Raw genomic sequence first — 13,459 nt, 5'->3', positions numbered from 1 at the left:
CGTCATCGCCATCGGCCGCTGTCGCGAACAAGGCGGTGCCCTGACGACGGTGCTGGTGTAGATCGTGGCGGTTGCGGCGCCCTCGTGTGCACTGGTGGAGCCACCATCGGCTGCTCGGTCGCTATCAACGCAGTTGCCAATGCAGGCGCGGCAGCTGCTCGTGCGCCGCGGGGCGCGGGGCAGGTCGTCAGGGAGTGACTGCTCACTTACGATCCTTGATCACGTCGTGGACGAGGCCCAGCGATTCTCACAGCATGCCCCGTACGCGCACATTCCAGGACATCGCTGACGCGACAGTGGACGCTACTCCGATCAGTCGCCGACGTTGCGGTGCCCGAGGTCGCGCAGGGAGAGGGGGCGGGTGCCTCCGGTGCTGGTGCTGGTGGGGTTCAACGATCGTGCGGCCGGAATCGATCACGCGGTGGGCAGCCTCGACCTTGTACTCGGCCGTGTAGGACCGGCGTTTGCGAGGAGGCATGAGGACATCCTTCCAGCAGGACCGCTGATCCTGCTAACTCGGTGTCCACTACCCGGGGTGAACCTCACTCGCTAGGCGGGCTCGGGGAAGATGGCAACGGCGCGGCCCTCGGACTGGTGGTCAGAGCTCGATCGGCCGGTACTCCATCGCCTTGTCCACGATCTGCTCGGCGGTGAGGTTCTCCTCACCCTCCGCGGGCCAGAAGATCAGGTCGGAGATGTGCGGGTTGGGCAGCGAGCGTTCGAGCTGGCCGATCCAGTCGCTGGCCTCCGCGTCCTCTCCTTCGCCTCGCTTGAGCCGCTCGACGAGGGCGATCATCTCTTCCCGGGTCAGGCGTTCCATGTGATCTCTCGCCTCTCTCATCCGTAGTGGTAGCTGCGGTCGAGGACGTCGCGGTGGAACTGGGGTGTCACGACGACAATGTTGCGCATGTCGTAGACGCCACCCCCGTGCTGGATGGGTGTCACGTGGTGCAACGCGTAGTTCCTCACCTTACCGACGTGCTGACTCTTGTGCGCGAACGGCGAGAGCTCGTTCTGCATGCGCCGGACGCCATCGGCGCCGAACTCCTTGGTCAAGTGCGGGTCGTTGCCGACGGCCTTCCAGAACGCCTTGCGGAAGTCGTCGAAGGTGTTGAACTGCTGGCCCTGCAGCTGGCGGGCGATCTGGCCGGGGATGCGGCCGGCGTTACCGTGCGAGCCGCGCAGCCACTTGCCCTTGACGTCGGCGAGGCCCTCAGCGCCGGTGGCGACGCCGGGCTGGTTGCGCGGGTCGTTGCAGCCGGCCAGGCCGAGCGGGTCGAGCCAGTCGATCGGGTTGGGCACGTAGGCGTTGGGGTTGGGACCGGCGTCGAGCCCGAGCGGATCAGGGGAGAGGTAGCCGGCAGTGTCGGGGTCGTAGTAGCGGAACAGGTTGTAGTTGTGGCCGGTCTCGGCATCGAAGTACTGGCCGGGAAAGCGCAGCGGGCAGTACGCCTGCTGGCCGGGTGCGAGCTGCCCGCCCCACAGGGTGGTCTGCTGCCGCCAGGCGATCGCGCCGTAGCCGTCGACGAGTTCGTGTGGGGTGCCGATCAAGTCGGTGACGATGGCGTAGAACTGGCTGTCGACCCACTCCTGCGCCGTCTGGATTCGCTCAGTCTGGGTGATCGGGGTGAACCCGCCGGGCTGGTAGTCCCAGGTGATGGCCTGACCGCCGGAGTGGATCTGCTCGACCAGCGTCGCGCCGTCCCAGACGAACGTTGTCTTCTCGGCGACATGTCCGTCGAGGCCGAGGCGCAGCTTGGCGATGCGGCGGCCGAGTCCGTCGTAGCGGTAACGCCAGGTGACGCCGTCGGGTGTGGTGACGGCGGTGAGCCGGTCGTCGGCGTTCCACGCGTACCGCCAGGTCCGGGTCTGGCCGGACGACGTGCGGGTGTGCCGGGCGATCACGCGGCCTTGGCCGTCGTGCTCGTAGCGGCTCGCGCCCGCGGCGCGGGGGAGGGTGCCGGCGTGGACGCGGTCGGGAGCGGTGAGAACCCCGTTAGGGCCGTAGGCGTACTGCTCGCGTTGCTGCGGCGTGGTGACAGCGGTGACCCGGCCGACGGCGTCGAGGTCGAACTCCCGGATCCCGGCGACCTGGTCGACGATCGCCGTCACGGCGGAGTCGGCGCGCAGCCGGTAGGCGCGGCGCTGGACCAGCCGTTCCTGCCCGGCTGGACCGGGTGTGGTCAGGGCCTGGGCGCGTAGGCGGTGGTTGGCGTCCCAGGTCTGCGTCAAGGTTGCCGCGCCGAATCGGCGGCTGGTCTCGTTGCCGGCGGCGTCGTAGCCGAAGGCCATGGCTTGCCCGCCGGCGGTGAGCTGCGTGGCCAGGCCAGTGGCGTCGTAGCTCCACCGGGACACCGCGCCGGTCGGGGTGGTGCGGGCGATCTTGCGCCCCATGGCGTCGTAGGCGCTGAGTAGCGTGCGGCCGTCGCACGTCTCGGCGACGACCTGGCCGAGCACGTCCCGGGTGAAGGTGAGTTCCGTGCCGTCGGTGGTGGCGCGGACCAGCCGGTCGGCCGGGTCGTACTCGAAGCTGGTGATGGTGTCGTCGGACTTGCGGCGTACGAGCCGGCCCAGCACGTCGTGGGTGAACTGCGTGGTCTGGCCGGCCCCGTTGGTTCGCATGACGAGCTGGCCGCACGCGTCGCGGGTGTAGCTGAGGCGGCGGCCGTTGACGTCGGTCTCGCCGATGATGTTGCCGGCCGCGTCGTGCTCGTGGTGCCAGACCAGCCCGGCCGGATCGGTGACCGCGATGGGCCGCAGTTCGGTGTCGTAGGCGTATTCGGTGCGCACGCCGCCCGGCTCGGTCCGCGCGAGCGGCAGGTCGAAGCCGCCGTACTCGGTGGTGAAGACCTCGCCGATGCCGTTGGTGTAGCTGGTTTCGTTGCCTTCTCCGTCGTACGTCCAGTGCTCGCTGGTGCCGTCGGGCAGGACGCGTTCGCTAAGCCGGCCGTCGATGGTCCAGGTCATTCGGGTGAGGCCGCCGAGGGCGTCGGTGATGGCGACGATCTGGCCGAGCTGGTTGCGGTCATGCCGGCTGAGCGCGCCCAGCGGGTCGGTCACGGCGATGGTCTGGCCTGAGGCGTCGCACTCGAACTGGGTGGTCGCGCCGGTCGGGTCGGTGACAGCTGCGAGATGGCCGTTCTCGTCGTAGTCCAGGCGGGTCGTCGCCCCGGTTGGATCGGTGACGGCCACGACGTTGCCGTTGTGGTCGAACGACCGGCGCCACTCCGACCCGTCTGGCTCGACCACCATATCCGGCAGGCGGTTTTCGCCATACACGGCAACGGTCTGTGTGCCGTCGGGGCGGGTGAGTCGTTGCAGGAAGCCGGTTTCGGTGTACTCGTAGCGCGTGACGCGGCCCAGCGCGTCGGTGCGAGCCAGCAAGCTGTCGTAGGCGTCCCACTCGGAGACGGTCTCGCCGCCGAGCGCGTCGACGATCCGAACGACCTGCAGTGCGTCGTTGAAGTGGTAGGAGGTGTTCTGCCCCAACGAATCGGTCATGGTGGTGACCGATTCGCCGTACTCGAAGGAAGCGTTCAGGAGGCCGTTGTCGCCCTCGCCGGCGACGCAGTGACCCATACCGTCGTAGCGGTACCGGTAGGAATGGCCGTTGCGGTCGGTCCACTGCGTCAGCCGTCCGTCGGCGTCGTAGGCGAACCGGTACGCACGGCCTTCCGGGTCGGCCACCTCGATGAGGTTGCCGTCCTCGTCGTAGCCGTAGCGGACGGCCGGTGCGCCGGCGACGGACAAGCCGACCACCAACCCGTCCAGCGTCGCGATGTCGACGACGTAGCCGCCAGAATGCCGCAGTCGCAACGGATTCCCGCCGGCATCGCGGTCGAACTCGACGCGATGGCCGATCCGGTCGCCGATCATCGTCAAGGTGCCGTCGGCGGTGAAGGTCAGCTCTCGGCCCGCGTCGAGGTCGGCCAGCACGTATCCGTCACCGGCCCGCCGCAGCGGCCAGCGCGGGCCGTCGACCGGCAGCACCGGGTCCTCGCCCGGAGCGGGGTAGGCCAGCAGCAGGCCGTCCTCGCCGACGAACACCACGCCCTGGGCGTCGACCTCTAACCGCTGATCGAGCGTGGACGCCCACGAGGGCCCGAAAAGCCGGCCAGCGCGGTAGGACGACTGGTGCGTGCGCGACAACAACAGCGCCAGCACGCCCGGCAGCGCTAGGTCGAGCTGGGTCATCAGCACGTCGCCGGTGACCAGATCGACCGGGTCACCGCCGACGCACTTCTTGGTCTTGGGGATGCCGCCAGGCCGCGTGTTGTCGCCCAGTTGCCGGCGGGCTGACCGCCCCGAGCCCCGCGAACCACCGACCCGGCTCCCGGACCGCTGGCCGCCACCTCGTGGATCGATATCGCCCTTGGCGTCCGGGTGCAGCCGCCGCAGCCCACTCGCGCCCCGGCCGTCGGCCTCCTCGTACAGGTCGGCGGTGGTGCCCAGGCGTTTGCCGGCGCTCTGCACGACCCGGCCGCCCTCGCTGAACACCTTGCCGGTGACCTGGATTCCTTTGCCCATGGCTTTCGCCACCACGGCGCCGATGCCCGACCGGTCGCCACTGGCGTGCGAGACCAGGTTCTGGCCGGCCGTCTGCAGTTTCTCGCCGCCGTCGGCCAGCTTGCCGCCGAAGTCGCTGAGCTTGCCGCCCGACCGACGTAAGTGGTCGGGATGCGCGTTGATCTTGCTCACGTGTGCCTCCCCGAACGACCGTGGCTGGCCGTCGTCACCGCCGGTGGGCCGCCAAGACGCGGTGCATCTCGTACAGCTTGGACGCCAGCACGTGCGGTGTGGCGGGCGCGGCGGTCAGCCACACCTGGCCGCCCGTCGCGTGCTGGCGCTGCACGAACCAACGCCCCGTGTCGGTGTCGATCACGTTGAGCGGGAACGGACAGCGATGCCGGCGACCCAGCTCATCGCGGACCGCGACGTACAACTGGGCGGCACACCGGCGGGGCTGCGCGACCAACCGCTTCAACTGCTGCACGGCGGGATTGCGTTGCTGGCCGGCGAAGACGCTGAACTCCTCATCCCCGCGACCACGTCCGGCGCCGTCGATGTCGCTGGCCGGCACGGTGATCGACTGCCCATGCCCGGCCGCGGCATGAGGCAGCTGCGCGACCAGAGCGTCCGCGAGCGCGTCGGGGCGCACTGGATGCAACCCGAGAGTAGCGCCGTTGAGGACCGCGAGCACGCCTTCGTTGCCGGCCGCGGCCGCCAGCGCCGACACCGGCTTCGGGCGCTGCCGGTCACCGATCCAGGCGAAGAACTCGACCGCAGGCTTGGCCAGCGCCCGGAAGGTGTCCAGCAGATCGGGGTGCACACCCCGGGCCGGGTCCAACAGCCCGGCCTGGCTCAGCTCCTGCCCGGCCTGGACGGTGGCCAGGGCCAGTCGGGCGCCGCTGCTGGTGTCCACCGGCACGAACAACGACTCGTGCTGGACGTCGAATCCCTCCGACATCCACGTCACCGCATAGGTTTGCGCGGCCAGGGCCACACTGGATCTGATCACCGCTATTCGCCGATCACGCCGCCGGCCGGCATCGCGGGCGGCAGATCGCCAGCGATCTCATTGCCGTTCTCCTCGGTGACTAGGTAGGCGGCCGTCCTGTGCTCGGCGTCCGCTTCCTTCTTACCGCCCCGACCACCGGCACCTGGGACACCCGTACCGGCGGCCCCAGCGGCTCCTCGGGCACCGCCCATACCGGCCCGGCCGGCCATCGCTTCCTCACCAGCGCCGACGCCGGCCGCGTTGCCCGCGCCGGGGCCGGAGCCCCGCCCGACACCGGACGCCCCGCTCCGCAGGCCGGAGCCGCCCGACGCTCCACCGGCGCCGCCTGCGGCCGATCCGCCAGCGCCGAAGCCGCCCTGACCGTAGCCGCCGGCGAGCCAACCGCCCGAGCCGGACCGGGAGCTGTCCGTGCCGCCGCCGTATCCACTGGGGTTCTGCCAGCTGGGGCTGCCGCCACCGGGGCCCGACCCCCCGGGCCCGTTGTAGCTGGCGAGATCTGTCGAGGACGGCGGCGAATAGCCCGGCGGCGTGGCGTATCCCGGTGGCGTGACACCGGACTGCGATCCTCCAGGACCTCCTGGAGGGGACCCGGCCGGCGATCCGCCTCCGGGTCCTGAGACCGTGCTGGCATGCCTGGTGTTGCCGCTGGGCGGGCCGGAATACGAGCGGGGCTCGCTGATCCCCGGACCGTACGTGCCGGTGGGGCCGGCGGGTGTTCCTTGCGGGGTGGCGGTCGCGCTGCCGTCAGAGGGGATGGACGACGCGTGCGTCTTGGTCGGCGGCTGGTAGTTGGTGTAAGCCTGCTGGTTTCCATGCGCGCCAACCTGATAAGCCGCGACCTGGGTGGCGGTGTCCACCTGGCTGATCGGGTTGATGTCCAGCGGGTTGACCTGCGGCGGGTTGTCCGCCACCTTCACCACAGAATTCTTGGTGCTGCTGAAGGTCTGCACCTGGTTGCCGTAGGCCGCCTGTTTGGTCGCCGCGTGCTGACCGATCGCGGTCAGCGTGGCGTTGGCGGTCTGGAAGGCCTGCTGGGCCTGTTCGGCGGCCTGGCCGCTGCATCCGTTGGCGAGCAGGGTCTTGGCCGAGGCGACCGCGGTCGCGCTGTCGGTCAGCGAGGTGTTGATCGACCCGAGGGTGGCATGCGCGGTTTGGTAGGACTGGGTGTCGGGGCCTTCGTGGAACCAGCTCCAGATCTGTTTGGGATCCATGCCCGGCAGCGCGCCGTCGAAGAAGATCTGGTCGGCGGCGGCGTCCATGCTTTGCTCGATGCGCTGGCCCCCGGCGGAATCCCCGGTGAAGACGGTGTAGACACCGCCAGTGGCCCAACCGGCGGCGTGCCCGACGGCCTTGCCCGTCTCGTCCACGCCGTGCACCACCGCGTTGCCGGCGTCGCTGAGCGCCTTCCCGGCCGCATTGAGCAGGTCCCCGAACCCCATTACTTCCCCGCCTTGATCGTCGCGATCACCGCTTCGGCCACAGCTCGGACCCGAGGACACGGATTCGACATGTCCGGCGACTTGTCCGCACCGGTCTTCAGTTGACCCTCGACCGTGATCTCCTGCTTGTTGCTGACGCCGATGCCGATCTGGCAGTCGCCCTGTGGACGCGCGTCATCGGTCATCGCGATCAACGCCGGATAGCCGCCGATATCCTGCTGCGGCTCGAAGACCGGATAGTTAGCTTTCTGGCTGTACGGACCTGACAATCCCTGGCCGGCCGTTACGATGTACACGGTCAGATTCATCTTCGAAGGGCCGTCCTTGTCATGCCAGTGGCAGACAGGGCCAAGAGCATCCGTGAGATCAGGCTGGCCGGCCGCAGAGATCGTCAACTGCTGGAGTTGCGTGGCAGCCAACACCGAACACGGCGTCTTCTGGAAAGCAGTCGTGTCTAGCGGGTTCGCGACGTTCGGCGTGCCGGGGGGAAGCGCACCCGCCGAGGACGTCGAGGTCGGCCCAGGCGTCCCACCGACGGACGACGGGGTGGAGCAGCCGGTCACCATCAGCACGGCCCCGGCCACCACTGCTATCGCTGCGCGTCGCACTAGTCGTCCTTCTTCTTCAGCCCGTGAGCGCCAGACTGGTCGGCGTCGGTGTACAGCTTCTTCATCGCCGTCAGATTGTCGATGATGTCCTGAAGCTCCTGTTGAGCGGTGGTGATGTCCTTGGTCATCTTCGGATGCGACGCCTGCATCGGCTTGTGAAACGTGTTGACCGTCACCGGATCATTCCCCGGTGCCACCGTGCGCTCCAAGGTCCGCGACTTCGCAATGACGTCATCCAGCTTGTCCCGCTCAGCCGTGACCATGTTGATCACCTGTTGGATCACGTCCGGGTCAGCGGACATCCCGTCGCCCAAGTCAACCCGCGCCATGCCACGACCCCCGTCGCGTAGTCCCAGACCCATCAGTGCAGGTAGACGCAGCCCGTCACCCAACGGTTCCCGAGAGTACCGAACTCGTGCACGTGCAGTGCCCCCTTCTCCACCGTGAGTAATCCGCTGATCGGGTGACACTCGGCACGGCGCGGTGTGACCGTTGGCAACCACCCTGCCGGTGAGCTGGCTACCCTCGACGCGCACCCCGTCGAGCAAGGAGGACCGGCCCGTGGCCGATCGGCTGCCGCCCACCTCGTTCTGCGTGCTGGCCCGATGCGGACGCGAATTGGCCGACACCTACGAGGAAGTCCTCACGCGCCAGCACGACGCTGGCGTGCTCCAGATCATCGACCGCGGCGCCGTGACCACCAAGAAGGAGCCGATCCGCCGCTGGCGGGTCCGCTGGGGACAGGGGGCCAAAGCCGTCCGCGCCGTGGTGGTGATCACCGACCACGATTTCAGCCAGGACGAGCTGCTCTGCTTGGTCCGCGCTGACGCCCCGCATGCCTGGACCGGGCGCACCGAATCCCCGCTGTTCACCCTAGGCCTGAGCGACTACCCACTGCGGGACAGCATCATGGGCTACCACTTCTTCGCGTGCGAGGCCGGCAAGGGCCCGGACTTCGCCGAGAACCTCGCCGAGACCATCACCGTCGACATGCGGGGAACGCCGCTGCTGCTGATCCCCGCCCAGGGCGACCTGCGGTCGGTCTACGGCCGGTTCAGCCGTGCCACGGCCGGCGTTCTCGGTTCCCTCGAGCTCAGCCCTGAACTGTCCGACGCGGTCAACGCTCTGCTCCCCGAGCATCTGCGCACCGATTCCAGCGAAGTTCGCTTGTACCTTCCGCCCGGCTGCGACGCGGACCAGCCCACGCTGGCCATCCCCGCCGAGCGCCTGCACCGGCCCGCAGAATGGGGCCGCCTGGCCGAAGCGAGCATCGCCTGGTCGTCGTGGCGGACCGACAGCCACGCGTTCCCGCTGACCGTGGCCATGTGGGACCGCTTCCTCAACGAGGCGTGGGCCGGCGACGAGCGGGTGATCATCGGCGGGGCCGACGCGCCCAGTGCGGCGGTTCGCTGGATCACCGCCCCCGACGAGAGCGGCAAACAGATCCTCCGCCAGCGGCTCAAGCAGTCCACCGACGAGGCGGACTCGGCCCGCACTCGGGTCGCCAGGCTCCAGGACGACACCCAGCGGCTGTCCGTCCAATTGGAACGGTCCGAGCGATCACGCCGCCGCCTGACCGACATCGTGCTCCGGCACCGCCGCGCCCACCACGACGCCGTCACCGCGTTGCGCCGCACCACCGTCGGCGAGGCGCTGCGTCAGGCCGACGACGCCCGCGCCGAGCGCGACCTCTACGCCGAGGAACTCCAACGGGCCGAGGACGAACTGGACGACCTACGCCGCCGCCTGGCTTGGCAGACCGCGGCGCTGGCCGAGCTGGGCCGCCCGGCCGCCGACATCGCGCCCGCCGCGCCGACACGGTTTGCCACCTTCGCCGACCTGATCGACGCCGCCACGGCCGAGCTGACCGGCCTGGTCATCGGGGACCAGGTGGCCGACACCGCCGCCTCGCTGGACGGCAACCTGCGCACACCCCGCTGGCTGCGCCGCACCTGGAACGCCCTGTCCGCGCTCAACGCCTACGCCGCAGGCGACTTCTCCGGCGACTTTACGTCCTATGTGGACAATCACGGCGGCGAGTTCGGCCTCCCTCCGTCGCTGGTGGCCCGGTGGGAGTCACGGATGGTCGACACCACCGACCGCTTCCGCGCCGCCCGCACCTTCCCGGTCCCAACCGAACTGGACGACAGCGGCTGGGCCTACTTCCCCGCGCACATCCGGATCGACCGCGGTGGTGGTGTCGCGCCGCGCATGCACTACCTCGACGACACCCGTGGCCGCACCGGCCGGGTGCACATCGGCTATCTCGGCCCACACCTGCCCAGCCCGCTGACGAACTAAAGCCCTGGCGGGGCAATGCCGGCACGTCGAGCCAGCGCCTGCAGCACGTCGTAGTCCATAGCCACGATGGGTTCCCGGAATGGATCGAATTCCCGGAGGTCGAGTTGGAACCACCGGGGCCCGTCATGGCTGACGGCCAAGATGGTGGTGGTGTGCTCCAACCCAACCAGGATCGCGTCGTTCGGTCCGCCCCCGTAGGCGTAGACGGACTCACCCGGCCAGTCCCTCCCGCCAGCACCGTCGATCCGATTGACGATCAGCCGCAACAGCTCGCCGACGGTTACATAGTCAGTCATAGTCGTTCTCCTGCAACGGGATTAGTGCTCGGCACTTATGACATGTTTGTTCGGCAGGTGCCACGTCCTACCCATTCGAGGCTTGTCGTACGTTCGGATGATCACTAGGTGCGGTTCTGGTGGGGGCCTGGCTTGGGGGCGGTCGCGGGCCTGGGGAACGTGGGATTGGGCGCGGCCAGCACGCGTTGGAAGTCGGTCCACGCGTCGGAGGCGTCGCGCCAGCTCAGCCCCGCGAATGGGTCGCCGTCGTCTTGGTCGGGATTGTGTGGACGCAGCACGAGTTCCACTACCCCGGAGCGTGCGTCACCGTTGTCGTGGTCGGGGATCGTCAGGGTGAGGCGGTCGTTGTGGAAGTAGTGCGGTCGCGGGCTGTGCCCGGGGATGCCGAACAGCGGGTGCAGTAGCAGCCGGGCGACCGTACCCAGGTGCAGGGACGCGGCGACCGGGCGCGGCTCAGCGGTATCGGACGCCGGCAAGACGGACACGGCGGATTCGGTGGGCCACTCGATCGTGGTGGTCGTGCGTCCTCGGGTCCACGCTCGCCACCACCTCACGTCGCGGAACACTCCGCCCCGGCGCAACAGCGCGCTGTTGAGCGCGACGGGGCCTGGTGCTCGGTGCCGGGTGGCCATCGTGAACTGCTCGGCCTCGGTCAACGGAGTTGGGTCGTTGCCCAGCCAAGCCAGTTCGCCCAGCGATCCGATCACACGGTCGACGAAGGTCAGCGCGGCCGTCCAGTGCCGCCAGGACACGTTGGACAGCATGATCCGCGCCTGCGGCTGGTCCACCAGGTAAAGGTCAACGTGCCGGCGGCACACCTCTGCCCGCAGTCCCGGGACACCCGTGACAGCCCCGCCGATCTCGCGGGGCATCAGTTCCGCCAGCAGCGGCCCCAGCACGCCCCCGTATAGGTGCAACACCATCTCGTCACGGCCGGGGCGCACCATGCGAAAGATCCGTGCCGGCCGACCCAGGTCGGCGGGCTGACGCAGGTACAGGTAGTTGACGGCCTTGCCGGCAGCGGACAGCACAGCCGATTCCAGTTCCTGTTGAGCGGGATCAGTCGTGTCATGCAGAAGTGCTTGGCGGACATGAGGAGGTGGCGGCGGCATCTCGTCATGGCCGAACAAGCGGGCCATGTGGTTGTGGTCGAGGATCTCGTGGAGTAGCGCGCGGTCGTCGGCGGTGAGCCGCTGGACGCCGGACGTGACCACCGGCAGCAGTGAGGAGTCGGTCTCCCCGGTGTAGGCCCGCCGTAGTAGGGCAAGTCGGCGCACCAGCGACAGTCGGTGGGGCATCGTTCCTTCTTCCTGCTGATGGTCACCGTGTCGCAGTGGGCACGAATACGTTGCCGGATAGCAGTCGCGTGGCGTTTCTCAGATTGGTGTCGTAGGCACGCGGCACCGGGATAACGGTCATGCACAGAAGTCGTGGCAGCGGCTGGACTTCGTCGCGTCCGGGCAGCCGATCGGCGGAGTCCTGGACGCCTGCTGCACGCGGCAGGCGTCGATCGCCGGTCGACAACGCACGAGCTGGCTGGTGCGTGTCGTGCTTGACCGCCGTGTCGGTCTCGCACGCGTACAGCCGGTGCAAGCCCGCCATAGGGCCAACGAGGCTCAAATGGTGTGGCATGACCATCCCCTTGAAATCGACCACAACCAACACCAATGATCATCGATCCCACCATTTGAGCAATCCATGTTCGCGCCACATCACCGACTATGCGCATGACACATAACGGTTGCCACAATTCAGTGCTACCCTGAAAACGGCGGCCAGCCGTGAGGTCCGACAGATGCGTGAGCGGGGGTGGCGATGGGCTCCCATGAGCAGGTCAGGCTGTGCTCGTGCGGTAAGCGCATCGCTCGTGACAACAGAGGCCGGATGTGCTTCGCCTGCGCGCAGTCCGCCCTGGTCAGACGTAGCGAAGTACCGGAGGTGCCGCCCGAGTTCTGGCAAGCCCCGTACATGCGCGAGGCGCTGGCGGCGCGGAATATCGGAGCCGTTATGCGCGCGTTCCGAACCCACCCCCACCATCCGGCGCTCATCTCTCAAGAGACTGCCGCACTTTGGGTCGGGCTGACTCAGTCACAGCTCTGCCGGACCGAGAACAACCCGAGGATCGTCGATCTGGACAAGCTCGTCAGATGGGCTAGAGTTCTTCGTATTCCTCGTGACCTACTCTGGTTCCCGATGCCGGAGGACTTGACGGAGCCGGACGACGAACGTCTTGTCGACGAATGCCTGGCGGACAGCAACGCGGCGGCGCAGGATCCGGCGACGGACCGCGGATGGAGCCAGATGAGCCCGCTCACCCGACGTGCGCTTCTCACTCGCGGCGCAGTTGCCGCCGCACTGCCGGTGCTGTCGCTTGACGAGGCGCAGCACGTCGCGGCAGCTCTCGACGCCGCTCGTCGCTACCTGGACGGCAGCGTTGTCGAATACTTCCGTCGTCAGCTCGACAAGTGCAAGACCGATGACGGCGATCAAGGTCCTGCCGACACGCTGCCGACCGTGCTGACGATCGTGAACGCCATCGACCGGCACGCGCGTGAGGTGAAGCCCGATGTCCGGCGAGAACTCCTTCGTTTGGGCGCCGAGGGAGCCGAGTTCGCCGGCTGGCTCTACCGGGATGTTCGTGATCCAGTGCTGGCGACGTTTTGGCGCGACCGAGCCACGGAGTGGGCCCAGGTGTCCGGCGACCTGGCGATGCAGGGATACGTGCTGCTGAAGAAGGCCCAGGCGGCATACGACGAACGTGATGGCGCGGCAATGCTGTCGCTCGCTGAGGCCGCGCAGTCGAGCACGTGGCACCTCCCGCCACGGGTCCGAGCCGACGCTGCCCAACAGGAGGCGCGCGGATACGCAATGACCGGCGGCGACGATGATCTCGTGCAGCGTAAGCTCGACGAAGCGCACGAGCTGCTAGCGAACGCCGGCGACGACGGTCATGCACTGGGGGCGCACTACAACCAGGACCTGCTCACCATGCAGACGGCCCTGTGCCACACCGAGGCCGGCCAGCCTCGTCGAGCCGCCGAGCTATATCAGGAGTGGTTGTCCGCCAAGAGCTTCTCCCCCAGGGACTACGGCTACTTCCTGTCACACATGGCGTCGTCGCTCGCGCTGGCCGGCGAGCCGGATGCCGCGTCGGCGACCGGCCTGAAGTCGGTCGCACTGGCCCGCAAGACCAAATCGACGCGCACGATCGAGGAACTGAACGGCGTCGTAGCCCGACTTGACCGTTGGCGTGGCAGGACGGCCGTGCGCGACTTGCGGGAAGCGCTGCGCGTCTAG

11 protein-coding genes are annotated in these 13,459 nt (G+C 68.4%); 2 read left to right on the top strand and 9 right to left on the bottom strand.

The window, feature by feature from the left end; translation table 11 throughout:
- Nucleotides 1–598: 598 nt before the first annotated feature.
- From AB0M73_RS05055 to AB0M73_RS05030, 6 genes are read right to left on the bottom strand one after another with little or no spacing between them, the layout of a single operon-like run.
- Complete coding sequence (locus AB0M73_RS05055; RefSeq protein ID WP_363886987.1) at nucleotides 599–820, bottom strand: bacteriocin immunity protein; 222 nt, start codon at nucleotides 818–820, stop codon at nucleotides 599–601.
- A gap of 17 nt (nucleotides 821–837) precedes the next feature.
- Nucleotides 838–4,698 carry a DUF6531 domain-containing protein gene (locus AB0M73_RS05050; RefSeq protein WP_363886984.1) on the bottom strand — a complete coding sequence of 1,287 codons (3,861 nt, stop codon included), beginning with the start codon at nucleotides 4,696–4,698 and terminating at the stop codon, nucleotides 838–840.
- 34 nt (nucleotides 4,699–4,732) lie between these two features.
- Nucleotides 4,733–5,476, bottom strand: coding sequence for an ESX secretion-associated protein EspG (locus AB0M73_RS05045; RefSeq protein WP_363887458.1), 744 nt, complete (start codon nucleotides 5,474–5,476; stop codon nucleotides 4,733–4,735).
- Nucleotides 5,477–5,520: 44 nt separating this feature from the next.
- Complete coding sequence (locus AB0M73_RS05040; protein WP_363886982.1) at nucleotides 5,521–6,957, bottom strand: hypothetical protein; 1,437 nt, start codon at nucleotides 6,955–6,957, stop codon at nucleotides 5,521–5,523.
- Entirely contained in the window at nucleotides 6,957–7,523 is a 567-nt protein-coding gene (locus AB0M73_RS05035; protein WP_363887456.1) for a DUF3558 domain-containing protein, read from the bottom strand. Before AB0M73_RS05035 ends, AB0M73_RS05040 begins: the two co-directional genes overlap by 1 nt.
- A gap of 41 nt (nucleotides 7,524–7,564) precedes the next feature.
- Nucleotides 7,565–7,894 carry a hypothetical protein gene (locus tag AB0M73_RS05030; RefSeq protein ID WP_363886979.1) on the bottom strand — a complete coding sequence of 110 codons (330 nt, stop codon included), beginning with the start codon at nucleotides 7,892–7,894 and terminating at the stop codon, nucleotides 7,565–7,567.
- Nucleotides 7,895–8,126: 232 nt separating this feature from the next.
- Here AB0M73_RS05030 and AB0M73_RS05025 point away from each other — a divergent pair, with 232 nt between their 5' ends.
- Nucleotides 8,127–9,866: a hypothetical protein gene (locus AB0M73_RS05025; protein ID WP_363886976.1), complete on the top strand. Its 1,740-nt coding sequence runs from the start codon at nucleotides 8,127–8,129 to the stop codon at nucleotides 9,864–9,866.
- On the opposite strand, the gene AB0M73_RS05020 is transcribed toward AB0M73_RS05025, so the two are convergent.
- The 3 genes from AB0M73_RS05020 to AB0M73_RS05010 all read right to left on the bottom strand — a co-directional run bounded on the left by AB0M73_RS05020 (nucleotide 9,863) and on the right by AB0M73_RS05010 (nucleotide 11,827).
- Entirely contained in the window at nucleotides 9,863–10,162 is a 300-nt protein-coding gene (locus tag AB0M73_RS05020; protein ID WP_363886973.1) for a hypothetical protein, read from the bottom strand. The genes AB0M73_RS05025 and AB0M73_RS05020 overlap by 4 nt on opposite strands.
- Before the next feature lie 104 nt (nucleotides 10,163–10,266).
- Nucleotides 10,267–11,460 carry a hypothetical protein gene (locus tag AB0M73_RS05015; protein WP_363886970.1) on the bottom strand — a complete coding sequence of 398 codons (1,194 nt, stop codon included), beginning with the start codon at nucleotides 11,458–11,460 and terminating at the stop codon, nucleotides 10,267–10,269.
- Nucleotides 11,461–11,482: 22 nt separating this feature from the next.
- Entirely contained in the window at nucleotides 11,483–11,827 is a 345-nt protein-coding gene (locus AB0M73_RS05010) for a hypothetical protein (RefSeq protein WP_363886968.1), read from the bottom strand.
- Nucleotides 11,828–12,130: 303 nt separating this feature from the next.
- Here AB0M73_RS05010 and AB0M73_RS05005 point away from each other — a divergent pair, with 303 nt between their 5' ends.
- Nucleotides 12,131–13,459 carry a helix-turn-helix transcriptional regulator gene (locus AB0M73_RS05005; RefSeq protein ID WP_363886965.1) on the top strand — a complete coding sequence of 443 codons (1,329 nt, stop codon included), beginning with the start codon at nucleotides 12,131–12,133 and terminating at the stop codon, nucleotides 13,457–13,459.

Origin of the sequence: Kutzneria sp. NPDC051319 (genome assembly GCF_040682195.1) — a bacterium.
Lineage (GTDB): Bacteria > Actinomycetota > Actinomycetes > Mycobacteriales > Pseudonocardiaceae > Kutzneria.
Note: the sequence above shows the minus strand (reverse complement) of the source record. Positions and strands in the feature narration are given on the sequence as shown.

Coding starts and splice junctions, on each gene's coding strand:
- AB0M73_RS05035 (WP_363887456.1), bottom strand. CDS start 7,523: ATGGTGACCGGCTGCTCCACCCCGTCGTCCGTCGGTGGGACGCCTGGG.
- AB0M73_RS05040 (WP_363886982.1), bottom strand. CDS start 6,957: ATGGGGTTCGGGGACCTGCTCAATGCGGCCGGGAAGGCGCTCAGCGAC.
- AB0M73_RS05055 (WP_363886987.1), bottom strand. CDS start 820: ATGGAACGCCTGACCCGGGAAGAGATGATCGCCCTCGTCGAGCGGCTC.
- AB0M73_RS05005 (WP_363886965.1), top strand. CDS start 12,131: ATGCGCGAGGCGCTGGCGGCGCGGAATATCGGAGCCGTTATGCGCGCG.
- AB0M73_RS05015 (WP_363886970.1), bottom strand. CDS start 11,460: ATGCCCCACCGACTGTCGCTGGTGCGCCGACTTGCCCTACTACGGCGG.
- AB0M73_RS05030 (WP_363886979.1), bottom strand. CDS start 7,894: ATGGCGCGGGTTGACTTGGGCGACGGGATGTCCGCTGACCCGGACGTG.
- AB0M73_RS05020 (WP_363886973.1), bottom strand. CDS start 10,162: ATGACTGACTATGTAACCGTCGGCGAGCTGTTGCGGCTGATCGTCAAT.